The sequence below is a fragment of the Deinococcus terrestris genome, from assembly GCF_009377345.1.
In the GTDB taxonomy this organism is placed as follows: Bacteria; Deinococcota; Deinococci; order Deinococcales; family Deinococcaceae; genus Deinococcus; species Deinococcus terrestris.
Map to the genome: position 1 here is coordinate 101,910 of NZ_WBSL01000003.1, position 21,645 is coordinate 123,554.

The following is a 21,645-nucleotide window of genomic DNA, read 5'->3' on the forward strand; positions in this document are numbered from 1 at the left end:
GCCGCATATGCCCGAACTGCCCGAGGTGGAAACCACGCGCCGCAAGATCGAGCCGCTGCTCGCCGGGCGCACCATCCTCAGCGTCGCGCACGACGCGCCGCACCGCTACCGCGACACCCACCTCGCGCACGGGCGGCAGGTCAGCGGCCTGTCGCGCCGGGGCAAGTACCTGATGCTGCATCTCGCGGCCGCCGAAGCCGATGGCGAGGAACACGACCTGATCGTGCACCTCGGCATGACCGGAGGCTTCCGGCTGGAGGAAGGGCCGCACACCCGCGTCACGCTGACCACCGACGCGGGCACCCTCTACTTCCACGATCCCCGGCGCTTCGGCAAGATGGCCGTCGTGCCACGCGGCGTGTATGCCGGGATGCCCACCCTGCTGGCGATGGGGCCGGAGCCGCTCTCGGAGGACTTCCGAGAGGAGGAGTTCGTGCGGCTGGCCGCGACTGCCGGAGCCGTCAAGCCCTGGCTGCTCTCGCAGAAGCCCGTGAGCGGCGTGGGCAACATCTACGCCGACGAGAGCCTGTGGCGGGCGCGAATTCACCCGGCCCAGACTCGCCTGACCCCAGAGGAGGCGGGTCGCCTCTACCACGCCGTCCGTGACGTCATGCACGAGGCGGTGGAGGCGGGCGGCAGCTCCCTGGGCGACGGTCTCGGCAACTACCGCCAGCACGACGGCGAGCCGGGCGCGTTCCAGACCCGCCACGCCGTCTACGGCCATGCCGGGAAGCCCTGCCCCCGTTGCGGTACACCCATTCAGAAAATCGTGCTCGCACAGCGCGGCACCCACTTCTGCCCCCATTGCCAGCCCCGGCGAACGGAGGACCCCGCATGACCGACCTCACCAGTCTGCGCCTGTCCTACACCCGCGCTGAGCTTCGCCGCGCCGACCTCAACCCTGACCCCCTCCTCCAGTTCCGGGCCTGGCTGGAGGAAGCCCTCGCCGCCGACCTGCGCGAGCCGTATGCCCTCAGCCTCGCCACTGCCGACGCCGCCGGGCGGCCCTCGGTGCGGACCGTGCTGCTGCGCGGGGCGGAGGAGGACGGCCTGACCTTTTACACCAACTACGACTCGCGCAAGGGCCACGACCTCGCCGCCAACCCGCAGGCCGAGGTGCTGTTCCACTGGGCCGAACTGGAGCGGCAGGTGCGGGCGTATGGCCGGGTCGAGCGTGTCTTGGAGGAAGACAGCACCGCCTACTTCCATGCCCGGCCCTACCAGAGCCAGCTCGCCGCCCACGCCAGCGACCCGCAGAGTGCGCCCATCGAAAACCGGGAAGCGTTGGAGGCCAAGTTCGCCGAGTTGCAGGCCCGCTACCCCCAGGGCACGCCCGTCCCCAAGCCGGGCTACTGGGGCGGCTACCGCGTGGTCGTCGCCGAGTGGGAATTCTGGCAGGGCCGCCGCAACCGGATGCACGACCGCTTCCGGTACACGCGGGCGGGGGAGGGGTGGCGGGTGGAACGGTTGATGCCGTAACAGCTTTCAGCGGTCAGCAACACCAAGAGGAGGCGGAGTGCTCATGCTCAAGCACTCTGCCTCTTCTGGTGCTGGTCACTGGAAGCTGGCGGCAGGCCGCTTCTGCGGCAACTTCCACCTCCCTCCCCGCGTACCTTAAGGCGAGGAGGACCCCCTGGACATGGACTTTTATCTGCTGTGCCTGATCGTGGGCGGCGGCCTGCTGGTGCTCTCGCTGGTGGGCGGGCACGACCACGACGCGCCCACCGATCACCCGGAAGCAGGCGACCTCGCCTCGTGGTTCTCGCTGCGCTCGGTGGTGAGCTTCGCGGCCTTTTTCGGGTTGGCGGGAACGGTCGCGGGGCTGCTGGGCCTGGGTGGGGTGGGGCAACTCGTCATGGCCCTGGTGACCGGGCTGGCGGTGGGCGGGTTTACCGCCTTCGCCTTCCGGCTGGCCCGCACGCGCGGTGAGGTCAGCGGGGGGGCGGGGCGGCTGACCGGGCGCACGGGCAAGGTCCTGGTGCCTCCCGCGCCGGGGCGCCCCGGCAAGGTGGCCGTCACGGTCGCTGGGCAGATCGAACATGCCCTCGCCCGCAGCGCGGACCCCCTGCGGGCCGGAGACGCCGTGATCGTCCTGGGCGTGCAGGGCGGCATCCTCGACGTGGGCGCCTGGGATGGGCGCGACCCCTGAGCCTCACACCCTGACCTTCACCCCCTTCTCTCCAAGGAGCTGCCTATGACCGTAACCCTCGTGACCGCCTTTCTCATCCTGCTGGGCATCTTCCTCGTGCTGGCGCTGATCAAGAGCTTCCTGATCGTGGTGCCGCCCAACCGCGTGCTGGTCATCTCGGGCCGCAGCCGCCGCACCGAGGAGGGCGACACGGTGGGCTACCGGGTGATCCGGGGCGGGCGGGCCTTCCGCATCCCGGTGCTGGAAAAGGTGTCGTGGATGGACCTCACGACCATTCCGCTGGACCTCAGCATCGAGAACGCCTATTCCAAGGGCGGCATCCCGCTCAAGATCCACGCGGTCGCCAACGTGAAGATCAACGCGCAGGAGCCGCAGCTCTCCAACGCCATCGAGCGTTTTCTGGACGTGCCGCGTGAGAACCTCACTTCCATCGTGCGCGACACCCTGGAGGGCAACCTGCGCGGCGTCGTGGCGACCCTGACCCCCGAGGAGATCAACGAGGACCGGTTGCGCTTCGCGGAAGCGCTGATCGAGGAGGCCGAGCACGACACCAACAACCTCGGCATCAAGCTCGACACCCTCAAGATTCAGAACGTGACCGACATGGGCGGCTACCTCGATTCCATCGGCCGCCGCAAGACCGCCGAGGTGCTCAAGGAGGCCCGCATCGCCGAGGCCGAGCGCAACGCCGAAGCGACCCAGGCCGAGGCGCAGGCGCAGCAGCGCTCGCAGGTCGCGCAGGCGATCAGCCAGCAGGCGATCATCGAGGAGCAGAACAAGCTGGAGGTCCGGCGCACCGAACTCAACGCGATTCAGCTTGCCCGCCAGAACGAGGCGACGGTGGAATCCGAACTCGCCAAGGTGCGGGCCACCCAGAACTTCGAACAGGAGCAGGCGGCCCTCGAAGCCACCCTGCGCCAGCGCCGCGCCGAGGCCCAGCGTCAGGCCCGCACCATCGAGGCCCAGCAGAACGCCGAGGCCGCCGAGGTCGAGGCCCAGGCCCGCCAGCGCTCGCAGGTCGCCCAGACGGTCGCGCAGCAGGCCATCCTCGAGCGCGAGAACGAACTGCGCGTGCGCCGCGCCGAGCTGGAGGCCATCGCCGCCGCCCGCGAGAACGAGGCCAAGGTCAGCGCCGAACGCGCCCGCGTGGTCGCCGAGCAGGAGCTGGAGCAGGAGCGCGTGGTCCTCAACCAGAAGCGCCTCGAGGCCGACGTGGTGGCCCCTGCCCGCGCGAGGCGCGAAGCCGAACTGCTCGCGGCCCAGGCCGCCGCTGCCCCCATCATCGAGGAAGGCCGCGCCAAGGCCCAGGCTGTCGCGCTGATGGTGGACGCCTTCCGCCAGGCTGGACCCGAGGGCGAGCGGGCCTACGTGCTGAACATGCTGCCCGGCATCGTGGAGCAGTTCGCCGCCAGCGTCCAGGGAATGCAGATCGACAAACTCACCGTGATCGACTCGGGCAACGGGCAGGCCACCCGCAGCGCCATGCAGACCCTCCCCGCCAACATCATCGGGATGGTCGAGCAGGTCGAGAACGCGACCGGGGTCAACCTGCTGAGCCTGTTGCAAGACCGGGGCAAACCCCGGGGCAACGGGGCGAGCGCGGTGCAGCCGTCCCCGGTCCCGGTGAAGAGCGATGCCTGAAGGTTCGGCACAAGAAGTTGTCATGCCGAGCCGGAATGAATCCGCCCCCGAGCCCGTCTCCAGGCCCTTCCGCCCGCGCTCAGGGTGCCCGGCCTCTCTCTTTCCAGAGCTTTAAAGCTTCGCCTCAACAGGACGCTTGCGTGGGCAGGTGTCCTTTTTTTTGCCCCCGCGACAGGCCATCATGTCCGCCATGAGCAACCTTTACACCGCAGAAGCGAGCGCCACCGGGGGCCGTTCGGGCCATGCCCGCAGCACGGACGGCCGCCTAGACCTCGACCTCAGCGTGCCCAGCGAGATCGGCGGCGACGGCGGCGCGGGCACCAACCCCGAGCAACTGTTCGCGGCCGGGTACGCGGCCTGCTTTCAGGGGGCGCTGGGGGTGGCCGCCCGCCGCCAGAAGATCGAGCTGAGCGACGACAGCACCATTACCGCCCGCGTGGGCCTGCAAAAAAGTGGACTGGCCTTCGCCCTCGACGTGGAACTCGAAGGCCGCTTCCCCGGCCTGACCCGCGAGCAGGGCGAGGCGCTGATGCACGCCGCCCACGAGGTCTGCCCCTACAGCGTGGCGACGCGCGGCAACGTGGACGTGCGCCTCAAGGTCGCGGAGTAAACGTTCCCGACGCTCGCAGCGCCCCGGCTCCGGCTGGGGCGCTACTTTGTGGGCCATGCGTGTCTTGATCGTCGTCGCCACCGCCGGGGAAGCCGCCCGGCTCACCGACCTGCCCGCCGACGTGGTGGTCAGTGGGGTCGGCCCGGTCGCGGCGGCGCTCGCTACGGCGTCGGCGCTGGGGCGGGGGCACTACGACCTCGCCGTGAGCGCGGGCATCGGCGGGGCGTATCCGGGGAGCGGCCTGGAACCCGGTGACCTCGCCGTGTCGTCCCGCATCGTGCAGGCGGACCTCGGCGCGTGGGACGATTCCGCTTTCCTGGGACTGGACGTGCTGGGGCTGTCGGTGCTGCCGCAGGGGACACACGCGGGGGTGTTCGAAGTCTGGGAGGGTGCGCAGGCGCTCGCCACCCGGCTTGGAGCTGCCTTTGGCCCCGCCCTGACCCTGAGCACGGTGACGGGTAGCCACGAGGCGGCGGAGGCGCTCGCCGCCCGCTATCCCGGAGCGCTCACCGAGGGGATGGAGGGGGCGGGGGTCGCCCACGCTGCGCTGCTGGCTGGCGTCCCGGCCCTGGAGGTGCGGGGCGTGAGCAACCCGGTCGGCCCGCGTGACCGCGCCGCGTGGCGCATTCCCGAAGCGCTCGCCGCTGCCCGCCGGGGCCTGGAGGGGCTGCTGGCGGGGGCGGCAGGCTGACCGAACGGCTCAGCTGCTCAGCGGGGCCGTACCCTCCGCGCCGCCGGGGAACTTCACGGCCACGCTGACCACCGTCCCCACCGGGGTCTGCGGCTCGATGTTCAGCCAGTGGCTTGCCAATACCGGGGGGGCGGGTTGTGGGTCGATGGCCCGGATCAGCACCCGCCCCCGCGACGGCACGAACACGCACCAGCCGTCCGAAGCCTCCCGAAAGGCCCGCACCGGCAAGATGCTTTGCAGGGTCACGTCATCCGGGGTGGCCCAGTACTCGACGAGCAGCAGGGCGTGGTCGCGACCGAGGTCGGTGGCGTCCACATTGAGCTGCACTTCCACTGTGTCGGGCTGCCCTGGGACCAGGTGGGTCCAGCCGGGCACGACGTTGCGGCCGCTGCGGGCGCTGCGGAATTGCTGTTGGGGGTTCATGGGCTGGCTCATGAGGGCAGATTAGCGCGGTTGCCCGCAGTGGGGAGGCCGTGACCGTTTCGCCGGGGGCCGGGCGCTATCCTGCGGGGGTTGCCGCTCCGCTTCGCCCCATTTCCCACCCCGAGGCCCCCCTGCCATGACTGCCCCCGCCGCCACCCCTGACCTCACCCTTCCCACCACCATGAAGGCCCTCAGCAAGCAAGAAGCCCGCGAGGGCCTGTGGATGGTCGAGGCCCCGGTGCCCACCCCCGGTCCCAACGACCTGCTCATCCGCATCCGGAACAGTGCCATCTGCGGCACCGATGTCCACATCTACAAGTGGGACGAGTGGGCGCAAAAGACGATCCCTGTGCCGATGGTCGTGGGGCACGAATACGTCGGCGTGGTGGCCGGGATGGGGTCCGAGGTGCGCGGGTTTGCCCTCGGCGACCGGGTGAGCGGCGAGGGGCACGTCACCTGCGGGCACTGCCGCAACTGCCGCGCCGGGCGCCGTCACCTCTGCCGCAACACGCTGGGGGTGGGGGTCAACCGGCCCGGCTCCTTTGCCGAGTACCTCGTGTTGCCCGCCTTCAATGCCTTCAAGCTCCCCGACGACATCCCCGACGAGATCGCGGCGATCTTCGACCCCTTCGGCAACGCGGTCCACACGGCGCTGTCCTTCGATCTCGTCGGTGAGGACGTGCTGATCACGGGCGCGGGTCCCATCGGCGTGATGGCGGCGGCCATCGCCCGGCACGTGGGAGCACGGAACGTCGTCGTGACCGACGTGAACGAGTACCGCCTGGACCTCGCCCGCAAGATGGGCGCGACCCGCGCGGTCAACGTGGCGACAGAAGACCTCTGGTCAGTCGCGCAGTCCGAACTCGGCATGACCGAGGGCTTCGATGTCGGGATGGAGATGAGCGGGTCGGGCGCCGCCTTCGCGCAGATGGTGAAGGTGATGAACCACGGCGGCAAGGTCGCCATTCTGGGCATTCCCTCGGGGCGGGTGGACATCGACTGGAACGACGTGATTTTTAAGATGCTGACCCTGAAAGGCATCTACGGCCGCGAGATGTTCGAGACTTGGTACAAGATGACGGCCCTGATTCAGTCCGGCCTCGACCTCACGCCGATTCTGACCCACCGCTTTTCCATCGACGACTTCCAGCAGGGCTTCGACGCGATGCTGGGCGGGCAGAGCGGCAAGGTGATTCTGGACTGGGAGGCGCGGCGGTAAGCGGCGGGCTCAGCCCAGGGCGTGGTCCGGCAGACCCCGATCTGTCGGGCCACGCCTACTTTTCTTGAGTCCGCTCGTGTTAACCTGACCCCGGAGGTCGGGTGCAGGCCCGGCAAAACGAACACATGGACTATTACGAGTTGCTGGGTGTCTCGCGGAGTGCGGGCGCCGACGAAATCAAGAGCAGTTACCGCAAGCTGGCCCTGAAGTTCCACCCCGACCGCAACAAGGAACCGGGCGCCGCCGAGCAGTTCGCCAAGATCAACGAGGCCTACGCGGTCCTTTCCGACACCGAGAAACGGGCGCACTACGACCGCTTCGGCTCGGCGCCGGGAGCGGGGATGCCCGGCGGCGACCCCTTCGGCGGCATGGGCGGCGCGGGCTTCGACCCGATGGACATCTTCGAGCAACTGTTCGGGGGCATGGCCGGGCGCGGCGGGCGCCGGGGTCCGGCCCGCGGCGACGACATCGAAGTCGAGGCGCGGATCACGCTGGAGCAGGCCCGCGCGGGCGAGGAGATCGAGGTCGAGGTGGACCGCCTGACGGTGTGCGACCACTGCCAGGGCAGCCGCACCGAACCCGGCGGGCAGCCGCCCAAGAGCTGCGCCACCTGCGGCGGCGCAGGCGCGGTGCGGGCGCAGGCGCGCACCATCTTCGGCGTCGTGGAGACGCAGCAGCCCTGCCCCACCTGCCGGGGCGAGGGCCAGACGATTGTGGACCCCTGCACCGTCTGCAAGGGGCGCGGACATACGCTGAAGACCGAGCGGGTGCCCGTCAAGCTGCCGCGCGGCATCGACGAGGGCTACCGCATCCGGGTGGCCGGGCGCGGCAACCACGGGCCGGGCGGCAACGGTGACCTGTACGTGCATATCGAGATGCAGCCCCACCCCGAGCTGCGCCGCGAACAGGAGCACCTGATCTACACGGCGCCCATCGGCTTCGCCAAGGCCGCCCTGGGCGGCGAGATCACCGTGCCTACCCTCGACGGCCCGCAAACGGTGGAGGTCAAGGCGGGCACGCAGCATGGCGAACTGCACCGCCTGCGCGGGCAGGGGATGCCCCGCCTCCAGGGGTCGGGGGTGGGCGACCTGATCGTGGAGTACCAGCTTTCCGTGCCCAGGCCGTCGGCCCTCAGCCCCGAGGCGAGAGAAGCCCTGCACGCCTATGCCCGCGCGGTGGGCGACGAGGTGAACGAGCACAAAGAAGGGTTGCTCGGCAAGGTCGGCAAGCTGTTCGGCCGGGGCGACTGACCGTCGTCACGGAGGGCGGGGGAGCGGTGTTCCTGAGAGGGGAACCGCTCCCCCGCCTCTGCGCGAATGTGTTTGGGGCGGGTATGCTGCTGAGCGGTCCGCCCTGCGGCGACACGTCCCTGCCCCCCTACCTTTCCCCGGAGGTATCCCACCGTGACCGTCTCCCCCAGCCCCCTGACCGAGCGCCTGACCCAGAGCCGCCGCCACCCGCTGCTGGTGTTCGCCGGACAGAGCAACCGCCCGCTCGCGCAGGCGATCTGCGACAACCTCGGCGTGCCCCTTGGGCACAGCAAGACCGAGAAGTTCACCAACGACAACCTGATCGTCCACTACGAGCAGTCCCTGCGCGAAGGCGACATTTTCATCGTCCAGAGCTTTTCCACGCCTGTCAGCGACGCGATCATGGAGCTGATGCTGATGATCGACGCCGCCAAGAGCGCCTCGGCGGGCCGGGTCACGGCGGTGATTCCGTACTATTCCTACTCGCGCAGCGACAAGAAGGACAGCCCGCGCATCTCCATCGCCGGGAGGCTGGTCGCCGATCTGCTGGAGGCGGCGGGCGCTGACCGGGTGCTCACCATGACCCTGCATGCGCCGCAGGTCCACGGCTTTTTCAAGGTGCCGGTCGATCACCTCTCGGCCGACGTGGTCCTCAGCCAGCATTTCAAGGGCTGCGTGCCCGACGCCCACAACGGCGTGGTGCTGGCCCCTGACGCGGGCAGCATCAAGCGGGCCTCGCAGATCGCCCGCCGCCTCGACTCCGGCCTCGCCATGATCGACAAAGAGCGGATCTCGGACACCGAGGTCCGGCCCCGCGCCCTGATCGGGGACGTGGACGGCAAGACCGTCTTTATCGTGGACGACGAGATCAGCACCGCCGGGAGCCTGGTGGAGACGGTGAATCTGGCCCGGAGCATGGGCGCCAAGGACGTGTATGTGGCCGTCACCCACGGCGTGTACACGGGTCCGGCCATCGAGCGCATCGCGGCCCTCGACGTGACCCAGGTCGCCAGCACGAACACCGTGTACGTGTCGCCGGAGAAGATCGCCGCCTCGAACGGCAAACTCGCCGTGCTGGACGTGGCGCCCCTCTTCGCGAGCGCCATCGCCAATATCCACACGGGCGAGAGCGTCAGCACGCTGTTCGAGTAACCTCTCCCTCCCTTTTCCCACCCGCCCGCTAGACTCGCCCCGATGAGCGAGACACACGGGCGGGTGCGGGTTGGGCTGGAGGCGGAACTGCCGGAGGGCAGCCAGACCGAGGTGAGCGTGGATGGCCTCAGCGTGGTCGTCGTCCGCTACGAGGGCCAGTTCTACGCCCTGCGCAACAACTGCACCCACAAGGACTTTCCCCTGCTGGGCGGCGAGGTCAGCGCAGGCCGTATCACCTGCGTCAAGCACGGTGGCAAGTTCGACCTCGCCACTGGCAAGGCCAGAGCGCTGCCCGCCGTCAAGCCCGTGAAGCTCTACCGCACGGTGCTGGAGACGGGCGAGGTCTACGTCGAGCCGCTGTGAGGCAGGCCGTTTGACGGATGGGGCACGGCGCTGGGCGTGAGAGAGTGCGAGTCATGCACGTGCTGAATATCCCCGTCCCGCAGGACTTGTTGACCGCGTGGCGCACCTGGCTGGCCCCGGAGCGTCAGCCTTTCTTCTTGACGGGCGAGGAAGCGCGGGGGCTAGGGCTTCGCACGGTGCCCCGTGCAGAGGCGAGATTCACGCCCGAGGAGCGGGACACGTTCGCGCTGTGGCGGGTCGCGCCTGGGGCTGACCACGTCACCTGGTTCACCGAAGCGGAGTGGCTGTCCCTTTCCCCAGCCTCGCGCCGGGCACTGGTGCAGGCACAGGTGCGGCATGGCCGGGGTGCCGTGCCCCGCATCCGGGACTTTGCCGACCTGTTGCCCCATCTCCCCGGCTCGCGCTTCGTGTGGCGGCCGTCCCTGCTGTCGCCCGCTGTCCTGGCAAGAGTGGTCGCGCAGGATCAGCGGACGTGTCAGCGAGCCGAGGTGCCGGAACGCGTCTGGGACGCAGCGGCGAGTGTCCTTCCCGGAGCCCGTGAACTGGCAGGAACCTTCCCCCACGCCAGCGGCCCCAACTGCTTCAGCACGGTGATGGGCGCGGCGGGCGTGCCGGGAGCCGAGCGGGAATGGATGCAGCGTGACCCCTTCGAGGATTTCCTGGCGGAACATACCCGGCCCGGTGGCCGCGACGACGTGCCAGGAACAGTGCTGGTATGGCGGAACGCCGCAGGAAACGTGGAGCACGCCGCCGTCACCCTGGGGGGTGGCTGGGCGCTGCACAAGCCCTCGCAGACGTGGATGACGGCGCGGGTGGTGCTGCCCGTGCGCGACCTCATCCGGTCTTCGCGCACGCGGGGCTGGCGGCTGGGCCGCGTGGCCCTGGGCTAACTACTTCCCGTTGCGGGTGAGGCGCCAGAGGGTCACGGCGTTGGAGAGGAACAGCGCCGCGCACAGCACCGCGAAGATCACGTCCCCCTTCTGCACGAAGCGAATCCCCAGGATGCCCCAGCCGCACATCAGGGCGACGACCAGCCAGATGCGCCACGCGGGAGCGTTCACAGGGTTCTCCGGATCTTCATCCCTCCCACCCTAGCGCACCCCTCTGGGGCGGAGCGTCCCGCCCGGCGTGACGGCAGGGGCCAGCGCCGCCCGCACCGCCGCCTCCGCATTCAGGGTCCCCGCCCCGCAGGTTTTGCGGGGATCGGGGTCGCAGCGCCCGCCGGGAAAGGGCGTCGCCGTGCGGGTCAGCAGGTCGCGCACCTGCGCGGGCGTGAGCGTGGGCTTCAGTCCGAACAGCAGGCTGGCGACCCCGGAGACGTGCGGCGCGGCGAGGCTGGTGCCGTCGGGACTGCGCTCGCCACCCGGTCCGGTCACACTGCTCGCCAGGATGCCCCGCCCCCGATCGCCGCCGGGCGCGGCCAGGGCCACCGTGCGGCCCCAGTTCGCGTAGCCGGGGCGCTGCCCACCTTCCGACACGCTCGTCACCGTCAGCACGTTCCGGCACCCGGCGGGCGAGTACCCGGCGGCGTCGGCTCCGTCGTTGGCGGCCCCAGCGACGACCAGCACCCCCCGCGCCGTCACCGCGTCCACGGCAGCCTGAATGCGGGCGTCGCACCCGGTGAGCGGAATGAAGTCGGCATACAGACTGAGGTTGAGCACCCGCGCCGGATTGGGGTTTGCCGGTGCTCCCGCCACCGGGAGGCCCGTCGCCCACCGAATCCCGTCCGCGAGGTCCTGCGGGTCCACCAGCCCGTCCTGTCCCGCCACCCGCACCTGCACCACGCGGGCGCGGGGATTGATCCCCGCCATGCCGCGCCCGTCATGCGCCGCGCCGATCAGGTTGCCGATCACCTCGGCGTGGTAGGCGGCCTCGCCCACCCCGCCCGCGTCCCGGTCGCGCCCGTTGCCGTCCCCGGCCCGCGCCGCGTCCGACACGAAGTCGTAGCCACCCACCAGCCGTCCGGCGAGTTCCGGCGTGTTGACGTACCCGGTGTCCAGCACGGCCACTGTCACCGGAGCGCCCCGCCCAGTGCCCGCGAGCTGTGCCCACGCCCCCGACATCCGGATCGCGGTCAGGTTCCACTGCCGGAGGAAGAGGGGGTCGCCCGGTCGGTAGGTCCCCGCCGGGGTGGGGGAGGGCCGGGGAGTCGGCGCGGGTGTCACGTCCAGCGGCAGCAGCGGCGCGAGGGGCTGTGGGCGGCTCGGCTCGGGCTGAAGTTCGGGCAGATCGGCTGTCGCGGGTGGGGTGGGCAGCGGGACGATTCGCGGCACGGCGAGGGCAGATGCCCCCAGCAGGCCAACGGAAAGCAGGAGGGCACGGGCACGCTTCATCCCGGCAGTCTGGCGTGTGGGGCTGACGGGCGGCTGAGGGCTTCCTCGGACCGGGGCCGCACTACCATGCGGGGCATGACCCCCCAGACTGTCCTCTTGACCGGGGCCTCCAGCGGCATCGGTCTCGCCACCGCCGAGGCCCTCGCCGCGCGGGGCCACCGCCTGGTGCTGGCCGCCCGCCGCGCCGACACCCTCACGGCCCTGGCCCGCCGCCTCGACCCCTCCGGCTCGCGGGTGCTGGCCGTGCCCACCGACGTGACCCTGGACGCCGACCGCCGGGCACTGCTGGCGGCGGCGGAGGCGCAGTTTGGCCCGGTTGACGTGCTCGTCAACAACGCGGGCGTGACCGTCGAGCGCGGCTGGTGGTGGGACGATCCCGATCCGCTGCGGGTGCTGCGGGTCAATCTGGAAGCTCCCATCGAGCTGACCCGGCTGGTGCTGCCGTCCATGCGGGCGCGGGGGCGGGGCCACATCGTCAACATCGGCTCGGTGGCGGGGCGGGCGGCCACCAACGGCATGTACTCGGCGAGCAAGTTCGGCCTGCGCGGGTTCTCGCACGGGCTGCGGCGCGAGCTTCAGGGCACCGGGGTCACGGTCAGCCTGATCGCGCCGGGCTTCGTGAAAAGCGAGATGACGGCCTCCGCCCGCCTGCCCATGCCCGGCCCGGAGGTCGTCGCCCGCGCGGTGGCCGATGTGCTGGAGCGCCCCCGCCGCGAGGTCATCGTGCCGCGCGTGTACGCGGTGCTGGCCGCGCTCGACCACTTCTTCCCCGCCCTAGGGGACCGGGTGTCGGCGCGGATTATCCGGCGTCGGTATGACCACCGGGAGGGGTAGGCCGCCCGCACGCCACAAGTTTCCCTTCAGGCCCGCGCAGCCCCACTGGCGCGGCCGCTTGCGTAGACTGACCTCCGAGATGATCTCCGCCAAGACGACCTTCAAGGCGATTCAGCCCGCGCTGGAGCGGGGCGTGCTGGCCCTCGACCACGCGGTGAGCGGCTACGTGCAGCCCCGCCGGGCACGCGGCAAGCTGATCTTGCAGCCCTATGTCGGCTGGGGCACCCCGCAGTCGGTGGAGGTGCAGGGGCGCGTGCTGCTGCCCCGCACCCTGGCGCCCGCCAAGAAGGGCGACCCGCGCTGGCGCAACTTCCGCAACGTGCTGCGGCGGTTGCTCTCGCGCGAGGTAGGCGGCGTGCGCGTGACCGGGACCCTGGGGGGCGTCACCGCCAGCGACGTGAGCACCACCGACGGCTACTTCACCCTGGTCTTTGCCCCCACGCCGGGCGGGGACGCCTTCGCTCCCGGCTGGCACGAGGCGCAGCTTCAGATCGAGGGCCGCGAGGGGAGCACCCGCGCCCGCGTGCAGGTCGTCTCGGAGGCCCGGTTCGGCATCATCAGCGACCTCGACGACACCGTGATTCAGTCGGACGTGACCAGCCTGCCGCGCATGCTGATGACCGCGCTGACCGGCAACGCCCGCACCCGGCTGCCCTTTCCCGGCGTGGGTGCGCTGTACCGGGCGCTGACCCGCGAGGGCGAGGCCCGCAACCCGATCTTCTACGTCTCCAGCAGCCCCTGGAACTTCTTCGACCTGCTGTGGCAGTTTCTCGACTACCGCCGCATTCCGCTGGGGCCGCTGTTCCTGCGTAACTGGGGCTTCGATCTGCTGGGCGGGCACGGCGGCTACAAGCATGGGGTGATCGAGCGCATCTTCGGGCGCTACCCCGACCTGAAGTTCGTGCTGATCGGGGACAGCGGCGAGAAGGACCCCGAAATCTACGCCGAGGTCGTGCGCCGCCACCCCGACCGGGTGCTGGCCGTGTATATCCGCGACGTGACCGAGGCCAGCCGCGACGAGGGCGTCCTGAAGCTGCGCGAAGAGGTCCGCAAGGCGGGCGTGGACCTCGTGCTCGCCGCCGACAGCCTGAACGCCGCCAGCCACGCGATGAGCATGGGCCTGATTACGCCGGGCGAGTTTCGCAGCGTGCTGACGAGCGTGGCGCGGACGTACGAGACGTAGAGGAGGAGAGGCGCCAGCGACTAGAGCATTTGACAGAAGAATGAGTGCCGTTCTGACCCTCTCCCCTCGTGGGAGAGGGCCTTGCGAAGCAAGGGGTGAGGGGGCGCCCAGATCAACTCGACGAACATCTTCTTTCGTCAAATGCTCTAGTTGCTAGCCAAAGAAAGCGGGCCAGAGGGTTCCCCCTGGCCCGCTCGTTCGGTGTAGGTGTGGCTCAGCCCTGGGGGCCGTTCCCGCCCCGGCGGCCCCGGCGGCGGCGGCGGCGGTTGGCGTCCCCGCCCGCGTCGGCCTGCTGCGGCTGGGCCTGGGGCTGGCTGGAGCGGGGCGTCCCACCACGGGGGCCACTGCCGGGGCGACCGTTCAGGTCCCGCACCGCGCCCCGGTCGTTCGCGCCGCGCGAGTAGGCCGGACCCCGGCCGCCCCGGTCACCGCCGCGCCCGTCCTGCCCGAAGCGGCGTCCCCCGGAGCGGCCCCCCTCGCCGTGGCTCCCCTCGTCGGGAGGGAGGTTCTCCACGGTCCAGTCCCCGAAGTACATCCGCTGCACGGTGATGTTCACCGGGCGCAGGTGCTCGTTGCGTGGCCGCTCCAGCGTGATGACCCTGCGGCCACCGCGTCCGCTGCCGTTGGGGGTGCCCGAGGCACCGCCGGGGCGTCCACCCCGGTCGCGGTCGCGCCCCTCGCGGCTGCCCTGGGCCTGGGGGTCCCGCGTGGGGCGGGAGGCCGGAGTCGGGCGGGCCGGCTGGGGGTCGTCCAGGGTGAACTTGCGGGGCGCGGCGGTGCTGACCGTTTGCAGCTTCTCGCGCTTCTCGGCCTCGCGGTCCTCGCGGCGCCGGGCGCGGGGGCGGATGGGGTTGCCTTCCATATCGGTCTCCTGGGTGAAATCGATCTGCCGGGCCAGCGGGTTGACCTGGCTGATGGTCACGGTGACGCTGTCCCCGAGGCGGAAGTTCCGGCCATTGGAGCGCCCCCGCAGCATCTGCGCGTCTTCGATGTAGATGTAGTAGTCGTCGTCGAGGTTGGAAATGTGCAGCTTGCCCTCCACGCCGTTGTCGAGCGCCACGAACAGCCCGCTGGACACCACGCCCGACACGTTGCCGGGGAAGGTCTCGCCGAGGTGCTCCTGCGCCCACTTCGCCTGGTAGTACTTGGTGAGGTCGCGCTCGGCCTCGGCCGCCGCCCGCTCGCGCTCGGAGGTGTGCTCGCCCATGCCGGGCAGTTTCGCCCGCAGGTCGTTCACCGCCCGGCTGCTGGCCCGCAGCTCGCCCGAGAGCATCCCCTTCAGGACGCGGTGGACCAGCAGGTCGGGATACCGGCGGATGGGCGAGGTGAAGTGCAGGTACTCGTCGAAGGCGAGGCCGAAGTGCCCGAGGTTCTCGCCCGCGTACTTGGCCTGCTGCATGCTTCTGAGCAGCAGCGTGTTCACCACGCTCTCGCGCGGGGTGCCACGCACGCCCTTGAGCACGGCCTGGTACGCCTGCGGGGTGGGTTCCCCGCCGGGGAAGGAGATGCCCAACCGCGCGATGGCCGCCGTGACCTCCTGGAACTTCTGGAGGGTGGGTTCCTCGTGGATGCGGAAGAGGGCCGGAATCTCGCGCTGAAGCAGCTCGTGCGCCACCACCTTGTTGGCGAGCAGCATCAGGTCCTCGATCATCCCCCGCGCCGTTTCCTCGCGGATGGGGATCAGTTCCATGCGGCCGTCCGGCCCGACGTCCACCTTGACCTCGCGCAGCTTGAAGTCCAGCGAGCCCTCGCGCAGGCGCTTCTGGCGCAGCTTGGTCGTGATCTTCAGCAGCAGGTGGAGGTCGCCCTCCAGATGCCGGGCGTGGTCGGGCAGGGTGGCGGTCGCTTCCGAGTAGGCCTGCACCTCGTCGTAGGTCAGCCGCGCCTTGGAGTTGATCACCGAGGGGGCAAGCTGCACCTTCAGGATGTCGCCCTCGGCAGACAGCTCGACCAGCGCCGTCATCGTCAGGCGGTCCTCGTAGGGGACCAGGCTGCACACCCCGTTGGAGAGGTGCTCGGGCAGCATGGGCAGCACCCGGCCGGGCAGATAGACGCTCGTCGCGCGGGCGTAGGCTTCCTTGTCGAGCGGGCTGCCCTCGGTGACGTAGTGGCTCACGTCCGCGATGTGGACGCCCACCACGAAGGTGCCTTCCGGCGTGGGCTGGATGTGAATCGCGTCGTCGAAGTCCTTGGCGTCGCGCCCGTCCACCGTGAAGATGTTGAACTCGCGCAGGTCGAGCCTGCCCACCAGCGCTTCCTCGGGAATCTGGGTGGGAATGGCGTTCGCCTGCTCCAGCACGTCCTCCGGGAAGTCGCCGCGCAGCCCGTACTTGACGATGACGGCCTCGGTCTCGGTTTCGGGGTCGTCCTGCTCGCCCAGCACGCGGGTGACCTGCCCGAAGACCTCGTCCTCGCCGGTGCCCTCGGGCCAGAACAGCTCGGCCACGACGCGGGCGCCGCTGTGCAACTCGTCGATGCCCTGCGGCAGCAGCAGGATGCGGTGCCGGGCGCGGTGATCGTCGGGCTTGAGGATGGGGTGACCCTTGCTGAATTCCAGCGTGCCCACGAGCTGCTTGTAGGCCCGCTGCACGATGCGGACCACCGACGCGCGGGGGCTGCCGTCGCCGCGCTGGCCCCGGCGGGGTCCCCGGCTGCCGCCGTCGCGCCCCCCGTCGCCCCGGCCTTCCATTCGCACCAGCACGATGTCGCCGTTCCAGGCTTCCATCGTGTGCTCGGGGGCGACATAGAAGTCCTCGCCGCCCCCCTTGCCCATATTGCTGTCCGGCACCACGAAGCCGAAGCCCGCCGCCGACGCCTGGAAGCGGCCCCGGACGAGGTTCATCGCCTCGGGCAGTCCGTAGGTGCGCTTGCGGGTGCGGATCACCTCACCCGTGCGAGTCAGGTCGTCCAGCAGCGCTTCGAGGTCGCGCCAGCCCCCCAGCCGGTCGAGCATCTGGCGGGTGAAGGTGCGTTCCAGATCGCGCACGTGAATCGGGCGCCCCAGCTTGCGAAGCTGCGCCACGACCATCGCGCGGGCGGGGTCGTCCGACTCGGCCCGCTCTGCTTCGGCATGGGCCTCGTCTTCGTCTTCCGTCTCGTGCGGGAGGTCAATCAGGGGTTCGGGCGTGTCGGACTGCCCGTCGCCCGTCAGGGTGAGGACGGGGGCAGGCTCCTCGGTGGCCGGGGAAGACGCTTCTTCCACCTCGACGGACTCGACGCCACCCAGCACCTCGTCCAGCGGGGCTTCGGTGGATTCGGGCGCCGGGACAGTCTTGGCCTTGCGTCCGCGCCGGGTCTTGGGCACTTCCAGCAGCACGGGGTCGGTCGGCTCGCTCGCCACGGGCGGGAGCACGTCGGGCTGCGGTTCTGCGGCTCCGGTCAAGGGGGTGGTCTTCGCCTTGCGGCCCCGACGCGGCCCTGCGGGGGCTTCGGCTGGGGCGACCTCGGCGGCTTCCGCCTCGGCCACCGGGGGCACGGGGTCGGGGGTGAGCTCGGCCGTCGCTGTCTCCGCCACCGCTGCCTTGGGCTGGCGGCCCCGGCGGGCAGACTTGGCGGGGACCGGGGCTTCCGGCTCGGACAGCTCGGCGGTGGTGACCGGGCTCTCGGCCGTCACCTCCGGGGTGGGGTCAGATGCCGCAGCCGCCACCTTGCGCCCACGGCGGGGCCTGGGGGCGGGCACGGGTTCGGTCACCGCCTGCTGGGCGGGCTCGGCTGGTTCAGGAGTGGACTCCGCCGGAGCGGTCACGGCCCGCACGGAACGGCCGCGCCTGGGCTTAGGGGCTTCCTCTGCGGGAGGGGTGTCTTGGGGCTCCGCCTGCTCGGGGGGCGTGGTCGCGGCGGCCTTCGCCGGGCGTCCGCGCCGGGGGCGGGCCGAGGTCTGGGCCTCAGCCGACGGCGCTTCGGTGGCCGGAGCATCGGCGGCGGGGATGGTCTGTTCTTCGGAGGCGGTGCGCCGCAGCTCGTCCGGCGCCACGCGCTCCTTTTTCGCTCTGGGCATTCCTCACCTATCAGGACGTGCCCGTGGGACTCTATGTGGAGGTCGTTTCCGGCTGGGGGCGGCCACACGGCGTGGGCAGGCATCTGAGCCGAAACGACGCTCTCGCCCAGGGGCAGAGGGTCTCGCGCTTGTCTCGGGTCACGCCCGGCCCCTCCTGTCCAGGCGGTGCCCGGAGGCGGGGGGCAGGGGCGCAGTCCTATGACCCGGCAGCGCGGTCAGTCTACCATGCGGGACCTGACGGCACCTTGAGGACGACCTTAGATGGTCCCTGGCGCGGGCGTTATCCACCCCGTCACGGGCGCGTGGTCGCTGAGGCGGGCGGTGCGGTCCACCACGACCTCCCGCACCTCCACCCCGGCGGCCAGCAGGTAGTCGATGCGCCAGCCCACGTCGTTCGCGTAGGCGTTGCCCCGGTTGCTCCACCACGTGTATTCGGCCCGCTCGCCCAGGCAGGCGCGGTGCGCGTCGGTCAGGCCGCAGGCAAGGTGGGTGCTCATCCACTCGCGCTCGTGGGGCAGAAAGCCGCTGTTGCCCCGGTTGCCGCGCCAGTTCTTGAGGTCGAGTTCGCGGTGCGCCACGTTGTAGTCGCCGCCGATCACTAGGGGCAGGCCCTGCGCGAGCGTGCCCAGCGTCCAGGCGTGGTAGTCGGCCAGCACCCGGTCCTTAAACCCCTGCCGCTCGGGGCCGGAGCTGCCGCTGGGCAAGTACACGCTGGCGAAGCGCACCCCACGCACCACCGCGCTGAGCACCCGGCCCTCGGCGTCCATCTCAGGGTGATCCATGCCGGGGCGCACGTCCTCCAGCCCGTGCCTGCTCAGGATCGCCACGCCGCTGTAGCCGGGCTTGCGGGCCGGAAACCACGCGCTGCCGTACCCCAGCGCGGCGAACGGCTCGGGCATGGGGTCGGCGCGGACCTCCTGCAGCAGCAGCACGTCGGGCGCTTCGCGGGCGACCCAGCCTTCCAGCCCTTTTCGCAGGGCGCTGCGGAGCCCGTTGACGTTCAGGGTGGTCACCTTCAGGGGCGGCGCGAGCATCGGCGCGGAGGATAGCGCCTCGCCGGGTCGGGTACCCTGGGGGCACCATGGTCGAGATCAAGTTCCGGAGCGAGCAGGATGGCCGCGAGTTCGAGATGACCCACCCCCGCGCCGCCCGTGTCCTGGAGGACGTGCGGACCTGGGCCGAGGGGAATGGCTTCGCGCACGTCACCTTCTGGCGCGACGCTGCGGACGAGGAAAGGCTGTGGGTGCAGCTCGGGGACGACCGCCTGAACTACTGGATTCCCGTGAGCACCTTCACCGAGGGCCGCCACGAGACGGTCGAGATGCAGCTCGACTACGCCCGTGGTGCCCAGCGCCGCAGCGCCGCCGGATACGAGCGCTTCGATAAATAGCCCTGTCTTAGCGCCGCTCCACCTCGACCCGCAGGTGGAGCGTGTCCGTGAGGGGGGAGGGCAAGTCACGCCCACTGAGGTTTAGCCCGTAGCTGGCCGCCAGTGCCCGCACGTCCTCCGGCGTCAGCACGACCGGAAAGACGAGGTCGGCTTCGGTGGGTGGGGGAGGGGACTCCCACAGCGCCTCACCCAGCCTCCGCAGCCGGGCGAGGTGCCATTCGCCCTGCGCCGCCACGACGAGCCGACCTCCGGGCCGCAGCACCCGCCGCGCCTCGGCCACAGCGCGGGCCGGGTCGTGAAGGTGGGCCAGCACACGCACGAGGAGTACGGCGTCGAAGGAGGCGTCAGGGAAGGGGAGTTGCTCGGCCACGCCGCGCTGAACGCCTTCCCCCGGTTCAGGGTCCAGCCCGACCACTTCGCCCCGGTGGCCCCGTGCCCTCAGCGCTCGCAGGAGCCGCCCCTCGCCCGCGCCCACGTCGAGCACGCGGGCGGTGGGGGAGAGGCGCAGCGCGTTCAGCAGCGGCTCCTCCGGCCAGCCCAGCCCCAGCTGCCGCGACAGCCTCGCGTCCCTGTCCCGCCAGCCTCCCGGAGTCATCCTGCGCAGTCTGGCACGGCTTTTACAGCCTCCTTGTGAAGACTCCACACAACGTTTATAACGTGGCGGCATTTACGTTTCGGGCGAGGGGCGCGGGCGAGAGTTGACCCGTGTTCGGGGCAGGACCACCCTCCCCGAGAGTTCTTGCGAAAGGCAGGTTTAACGATGAAACTGTCCAACCTGATGTACGTGCTCGGCTTTGTGTCCATGGCGATGTCCGCCGGTTCTTTCACCGCTGGCAAGGCGGACGGCGGCGAAGGCGACAAGGGCGGCGAGGAGAAGCAGCGCAGCGGCCTGTTCGTGGGCTTCTGGCCCCCCACGTTCTTCATCCTCGGCAAGATCATCGAGGACCGCGAGAACCACAACAAGAACATCCTCACGGGCGAGTAAACCAACCAAAGAGGAAGGGACGTGGTGTAAGGCCACGTCCCTTCTTCTTGTGTGGGTCACATCTCCATGCGGGTCTTGAGGAAGTTGGTCATCACGGCGCCCCGCTTGTAGAAGGGGTTGTCCATGATCTTGATGTAGAGCGGGATGGTGGTCTTGGGACCGTGAATCACGCTCTCTTCGAGCGCCCGCTTCATGCGGCTGATCGCCTGCTCGCGGCTGTCGTGGTGGACGATCAGTTTGCCGATCAGCGAGTCGTAGTGCGGCGGAATTACGTAGCCGGTGTAGGCATGGCTGTCCACCCGCACGCCGGGGCCGCCCGCGAAGTGCACGTCGTCAATCTTGCCCGCCGCCGGGCGGAAGTCCTTGTCGGGGTCTTCCGCGTTGATGCGGCACTCGATGGAATGGCCGTGCAGCTTCACGTCCTCTTGCCGCAGGTGCAGGCCCTCACCCGCCGCGATCTGAATCTGGAGCCGCACGAAGTCGAGGCCCGAGATCATCTCGGAGACGCAGTGCTCGACCTGAATCCGGGTGTTCATCTCCATGAAGTAGTAGTTGCCGTCGCGGTCCACGATAAATTCCAGGGTCCCCGCGCCCGCATAGTTCACGTGTTTGGCGAGCCGCACACCCGCATCCAGAATCTCCTGCCGCAGCGATTCGGGCAGGGTCGAGGGCGCTTCCTCAATCAGTTTCTGGTTGCGGCGCTGAATGGAGCAGTCGCGCTCGCCGATATGGATCACGTGGCCCTGGCCATCGCCCATGACTTGCACCTCGACGTGCCGGAATTCTTCGAGGAACTTCTCCATGATGATCGCAGGGTCCCCGAAGTACAGCCGCGCTTCCTCCTGCGCCTGTGCAAAGCCCCTGGCGAGTTCATCCTGGGTGCGGATGACCTTCTGGCCGCGCCCGCCGCCCCCCGCGCTGGCCTTGAGCAGCACCGGATAGCCGATCTGCTTGGCGGCGAGCAGCGCGGCGTCCACGTCGTCCAGCACGCCCGTACCCGGCACCACCGGCACCCGGCTCTGCGCGGCGATGTCGCGCCCGCCCGCCTTGCTCCCCAGCGCCCGCATGGATTCCGGCGTCGGCCCGATAAAGACGAGGCCGTGCTCGCGGCACATCTCCGCGAAGTCGGGGTTTTCGGCCATGAAGCCGTAGCCGGGGTGAATCGCCTCGGCGCCGGTCATCAGCGCGGCCGAGAGGATGTTGGGGATATTCAGGTAACTGGCGTTCGAGGCGGGCGGCCCCACGCACACCGACTCGTCGGCGAGGAGTACGGGCAGACTCTTCTCGTCAGCAGTGGAGTACACCACGACCGTCTGAATGCCCATCTCCCGCGCGGTGCGGATTACGCGCAGGGCGATCTCGCCGCGGTTGGCGATCAGGATTTTCTTGAACATGTTGCCCTCCGGGGCGGCCAGCCGCCAGCGC

General features: G+C 70.2%; 22 protein-coding genes. 15 read left to right on the forward strand and 7 right to left on the reverse strand.

All coding sequences use genetic code 11. The features are described 5' to 3' along the window. Positions 1-7 precede the first annotated feature (7 nt). The 6 genes from F8S09_RS08865 (at position 8) to mqnB (ending at position 5,091) form a co-directional block, all read left to right on the forward strand. Complete coding sequence (locus F8S09_RS08865; RefSeq protein ID WP_152871139.1) at positions 8-838, forward strand: DNA-formamidopyrimidine glycosylase; 831 nt, start codon at positions 8-10, stop codon at positions 836-838. Further along, the gene (gene pdxH, locus F8S09_RS08870) at positions 835-1,479 is read left to right on the forward strand and encodes a pyridoxamine 5'-phosphate oxidase (RefSeq protein WP_152871140.1); all 645 of its coding nucleotides are present in this window, start codon (positions 835-837) and stop codon (positions 1,477-1,479) included. The genes F8S09_RS08865 and pdxH overlap by 4 nt, the downstream gene beginning before the upstream one ends. 160 nt (positions 1,480-1,639) lie before the next feature. Further along, a complete protein-coding gene (locus tag F8S09_RS08875) occupies positions 1,640-2,149 on the forward strand; it encodes a hypothetical protein (protein WP_152871141.1) in 510 nt (169 codons plus the stop codon). Between the two features lie 45 nt (positions 2,150-2,194). Beyond that, positions 2,195-3,790: a flotillin family protein gene (locus F8S09_RS08880; RefSeq protein WP_227978598.1), complete on the forward strand. Its 1,596-nt coding sequence runs from the start codon at positions 2,195-2,197 to the stop codon at positions 3,788-3,790. Positions 3,791-3,980: 190 nt separating this feature from the next. After that, entirely contained in the window at positions 3,981-4,400 is a 420-nt protein-coding gene (locus tag F8S09_RS08885; protein WP_152871143.1) for an organic hydroperoxide resistance protein, read from the forward strand. 55 nt (positions 4,401-4,455) lie between these two features. Continuing rightward, complete coding sequence (gene mqnB / locus F8S09_RS08890; RefSeq protein WP_152871144.1) at positions 4,456-5,091, forward strand: futalosine hydrolase; 636 nt, start codon at positions 4,456-4,458, stop codon at positions 5,089-5,091. 9 nt (positions 5,092-5,100) lie between these two features. Here the strand turns inward: mqnB and F8S09_RS08895 are convergent, their stop codons facing one another. Next, on the reverse strand, positions 5,101-5,526 hold the full coding sequence (locus tag F8S09_RS08895; protein ID WP_152871145.1) for a uracil-DNA glycosylase: 426 nt from the start codon (positions 5,524-5,526) through the stop codon (positions 5,101-5,103). A gap of 169 nt (positions 5,527-5,695) precedes the next feature. Between F8S09_RS08895 and tdh the strand changes: the two genes are divergently transcribed. From tdh to F8S09_RS08920, 5 genes are all read left to right on the forward strand, one after another. Beyond that, positions 5,696-6,733 carry an L-threonine 3-dehydrogenase gene (gene tdh / locus F8S09_RS08900; RefSeq protein WP_152871321.1) on the forward strand — a complete coding sequence of 346 codons (1,038 nt, stop codon included), beginning with the start codon at positions 5,696-5,698 and terminating at the stop codon, positions 6,731-6,733. Between the two features lie 125 nt (positions 6,734-6,858). After that, complete coding sequence (dnaJ, locus tag F8S09_RS08905; RefSeq protein ID WP_152871322.1) at positions 6,859-7,983, forward strand: molecular chaperone DnaJ; 1,125 nt, start codon at positions 6,859-6,861, stop codon at positions 7,981-7,983. A 153-nt stretch (positions 7,984-8,136) separates the two neighbouring features. Further along, the gene (locus tag F8S09_RS08910) at positions 8,137-9,135 is read left to right on the forward strand and encodes a ribose-phosphate diphosphokinase (RefSeq protein WP_322618675.1); all 999 of its coding nucleotides are present in this window, start codon (positions 8,137-8,139) and stop codon (positions 9,133-9,135) included. 42 nt (positions 9,136-9,177) lie between these two features. Further along, positions 9,178-9,498, forward strand: a complete 321-nt coding sequence (locus tag F8S09_RS08915) for a non-heme iron oxygenase ferredoxin subunit (RefSeq protein WP_152871146.1) — start codon at positions 9,178-9,180, stop codon at positions 9,496-9,498. A gap of 53 nt (positions 9,499-9,551) precedes the next feature. Beyond that, a complete protein-coding gene (locus F8S09_RS08920; RefSeq protein ID WP_152871147.1) occupies positions 9,552-10,388 on the forward strand; it encodes a hypothetical protein in 837 nt (278 codons plus the stop codon). On the opposite strand, the gene F8S09_RS17650 is transcribed toward F8S09_RS08920, so the two are convergent. Together F8S09_RS17650 and F8S09_RS08925 are read right to left on the reverse strand one after the other, a co-directional pair. Then, a complete protein-coding gene (locus tag F8S09_RS17650; protein ID WP_194165299.1) occupies positions 10,389-10,559 on the reverse strand; it encodes a hypothetical protein in 171 nt (56 codons plus the stop codon). A 30-nt stretch (positions 10,560-10,589) separates the two neighbouring features. Further along, positions 10,590-11,831, reverse strand: a complete 1,242-nt coding sequence (locus tag F8S09_RS08925) for a S8 family serine peptidase (RefSeq protein ID WP_152871148.1) — start codon at positions 11,829-11,831, stop codon at positions 10,590-10,592. A 75-nt stretch (positions 11,832-11,906) separates the two neighbouring features. Here F8S09_RS08925 and F8S09_RS08930 point away from each other — a divergent pair, with 75 nt between their 5' ends. Together F8S09_RS08930 and F8S09_RS08935 are read left to right on the forward strand one after the other, a co-directional pair. Then, positions 11,907-12,665: an SDR family NAD(P)-dependent oxidoreductase gene (locus tag F8S09_RS08930; RefSeq protein ID WP_194165286.1), complete on the forward strand. Its 759-nt coding sequence runs from the start codon at positions 11,907-11,909 to the stop codon at positions 12,663-12,665. Between the two features lie 79 nt (positions 12,666-12,744). Continuing rightward, positions 12,745-13,848, forward strand: coding sequence for an App1 family protein (locus F8S09_RS08935; protein ID WP_152871150.1), 1,104 nt, complete (start codon positions 12,745-12,747; stop codon positions 13,846-13,848). A gap of 214 nt (positions 13,849-14,062) precedes the next feature. On the opposite strand, the gene rnr is transcribed toward F8S09_RS08935, so the two are convergent. Together rnr and F8S09_RS08945 are read right to left on the reverse strand one after the other, a co-directional pair. Beyond that, positions 14,063-17,845, reverse strand: coding sequence for a ribonuclease R (gene rnr / locus F8S09_RS08940; protein ID WP_194165287.1), 3,783 nt, complete (start codon positions 17,843-17,845; stop codon positions 14,063-14,065). Positions 17,846-18,102: 257 nt separating this feature from the next. Next, positions 18,103-18,879, reverse strand: a complete 777-nt coding sequence (locus F8S09_RS08945; protein ID WP_152871151.1) for an exodeoxyribonuclease III — start codon at positions 18,877-18,879, stop codon at positions 18,103-18,105. Between the two features lie 47 nt (positions 18,880-18,926). On the opposite strand from F8S09_RS08945, the gene F8S09_RS08950 reads away from it, so the two are divergent. Next, positions 18,927-19,235 carry a hypothetical protein gene (locus tag F8S09_RS08950; protein ID WP_152871152.1) on the forward strand — a complete coding sequence of 103 codons (309 nt, stop codon included), beginning with the start codon at positions 18,927-18,929 and terminating at the stop codon, positions 19,233-19,235. A 7-nt stretch (positions 19,236-19,242) separates the two neighbouring features. Here the strand turns inward: F8S09_RS08950 and F8S09_RS08955 are convergent, their stop codons facing one another. Then, positions 19,243-19,830, reverse strand: a complete 588-nt coding sequence (locus tag F8S09_RS08955; RefSeq protein ID WP_152871153.1) for a class I SAM-dependent methyltransferase — start codon at positions 19,828-19,830, stop codon at positions 19,243-19,245. Between the two features lie 165 nt (positions 19,831-19,995). Here F8S09_RS08955 and F8S09_RS08960 point away from each other — a divergent pair, with 165 nt between their 5' ends. After that, entirely contained in the window at positions 19,996-20,220 is a 225-nt protein-coding gene (locus F8S09_RS08960; protein ID WP_152871154.1) for a hypothetical protein, read from the forward strand. 56 nt (positions 20,221-20,276) lie between these two features. Here the strand turns inward: F8S09_RS08960 and accC are convergent, their stop codons facing one another. After that, positions 20,277-21,614 carry an acetyl-CoA carboxylase biotin carboxylase subunit gene (accC, locus tag F8S09_RS08965; RefSeq protein WP_152871155.1) on the reverse strand — a complete coding sequence of 446 codons (1,338 nt, stop codon included), beginning with the start codon at positions 21,612-21,614 and terminating at the stop codon, positions 20,277-20,279. Positions 21,615-21,645 lie beyond the last annotated feature (31 nt).

Bases quoted from the DNA above. Each gene is read 5' to 3' on its own strand.
- pdxH (WP_152871140.1), top strand. From the start codon at position 835: ATGACCGACCTCACCAGTCTGCGCCTGTCCTACACCCGCGCTGAGCTT.
- F8S09_RS08955 (WP_152871153.1), bottom strand. From the start codon at position 19,830: ATGACTCCGGGAGGCTGGCGGGACAGGGACGCGAGGCTGTCGCGGCAG.
- accC (WP_152871155.1), bottom strand. From the start codon at position 21,614: ATGTTCAAGAAAATCCTGATCGCCAACCGCGGCGAGATCGCCCTGCGC.
- F8S09_RS08875 (WP_152871141.1), top strand. From the start codon at position 1,640: ATGGACTTTTATCTGCTGTGCCTGATCGTGGGCGGCGGCCTGCTGGTG.
- mqnB (WP_152871144.1), top strand. From the start codon at position 4,456: ATGCGTGTCTTGATCGTCGTCGCCACCGCCGGGGAAGCCGCCCGGCTC.
- F8S09_RS08865 (WP_152871139.1), top strand. From the start codon at position 8: ATGCCCGAACTGCCCGAGGTGGAAACCACGCGCCGCAAGATCGAGCCG.
- F8S09_RS08945 (WP_152871151.1), bottom strand. From the start codon at position 18,879: ATGCTCGCGCCGCCCCTGAAGGTGACCACCCTGAACGTCAACGGGCTC.
- F8S09_RS08915 (WP_152871146.1), top strand. From the start codon at position 9,178: ATGAGCGAGACACACGGGCGGGTGCGGGTTGGGCTGGAGGCGGAACTG.
- F8S09_RS08920 (WP_152871147.1), top strand. From the start codon at position 9,552: ATGCACGTGCTGAATATCCCCGTCCCGCAGGACTTGTTGACCGCGTGG.
- dnaJ (WP_152871322.1), top strand. From the start codon at position 6,859: ATGGACTATTACGAGTTGCTGGGTGTCTCGCGGAGTGCGGGCGCCGAC.
- F8S09_RS08935 (WP_152871150.1), top strand. From the start codon at position 12,745: ATGATCTCCGCCAAGACGACCTTCAAGGCGATTCAGCCCGCGCTGGAG.
- F8S09_RS08930 (WP_194165286.1), top strand. From the start codon at position 11,907: ATGACCCCCCAGACTGTCCTCTTGACCGGGGCCTCCAGCGGCATCGGT.
- rnr (WP_194165287.1), bottom strand. From the start codon at position 17,845: ATGCCCAGAGCGAAAAAGGAGCGCGTGGCGCCGGACGAGCTGCGGCGC.
- F8S09_RS08880 (WP_227978598.1), top strand. From the start codon at position 2,195: ATGACCGTAACCCTCGTGACCGCCTTTCTCATCCTGCTGGGCATCTTC.
- F8S09_RS08895 (WP_152871145.1), bottom strand. From the start codon at position 5,526: ATGAGCCAGCCCATGAACCCCCAACAGCAATTCCGCAGCGCCCGCAGC.
- F8S09_RS08960 (WP_152871154.1), top strand. From the start codon at position 19,996: ATGAAACTGTCCAACCTGATGTACGTGCTCGGCTTTGTGTCCATGGCG.
- F8S09_RS08885 (WP_152871143.1), top strand. From the start codon at position 3,981: ATGAGCAACCTTTACACCGCAGAAGCGAGCGCCACCGGGGGCCGTTCG.
- F8S09_RS08925 (WP_152871148.1), bottom strand. From the start codon at position 11,831: ATGAAGCGTGCCCGTGCCCTCCTGCTTTCCGTTGGCCTGCTGGGGGCA.
- F8S09_RS08950 (WP_152871152.1), top strand. From the start codon at position 18,927: ATGGTCGAGATCAAGTTCCGGAGCGAGCAGGATGGCCGCGAGTTCGAG.
- tdh (WP_152871321.1), top strand. From the start codon at position 5,696: ATGAAGGCCCTCAGCAAGCAAGAAGCCCGCGAGGGCCTGTGGATGGTC.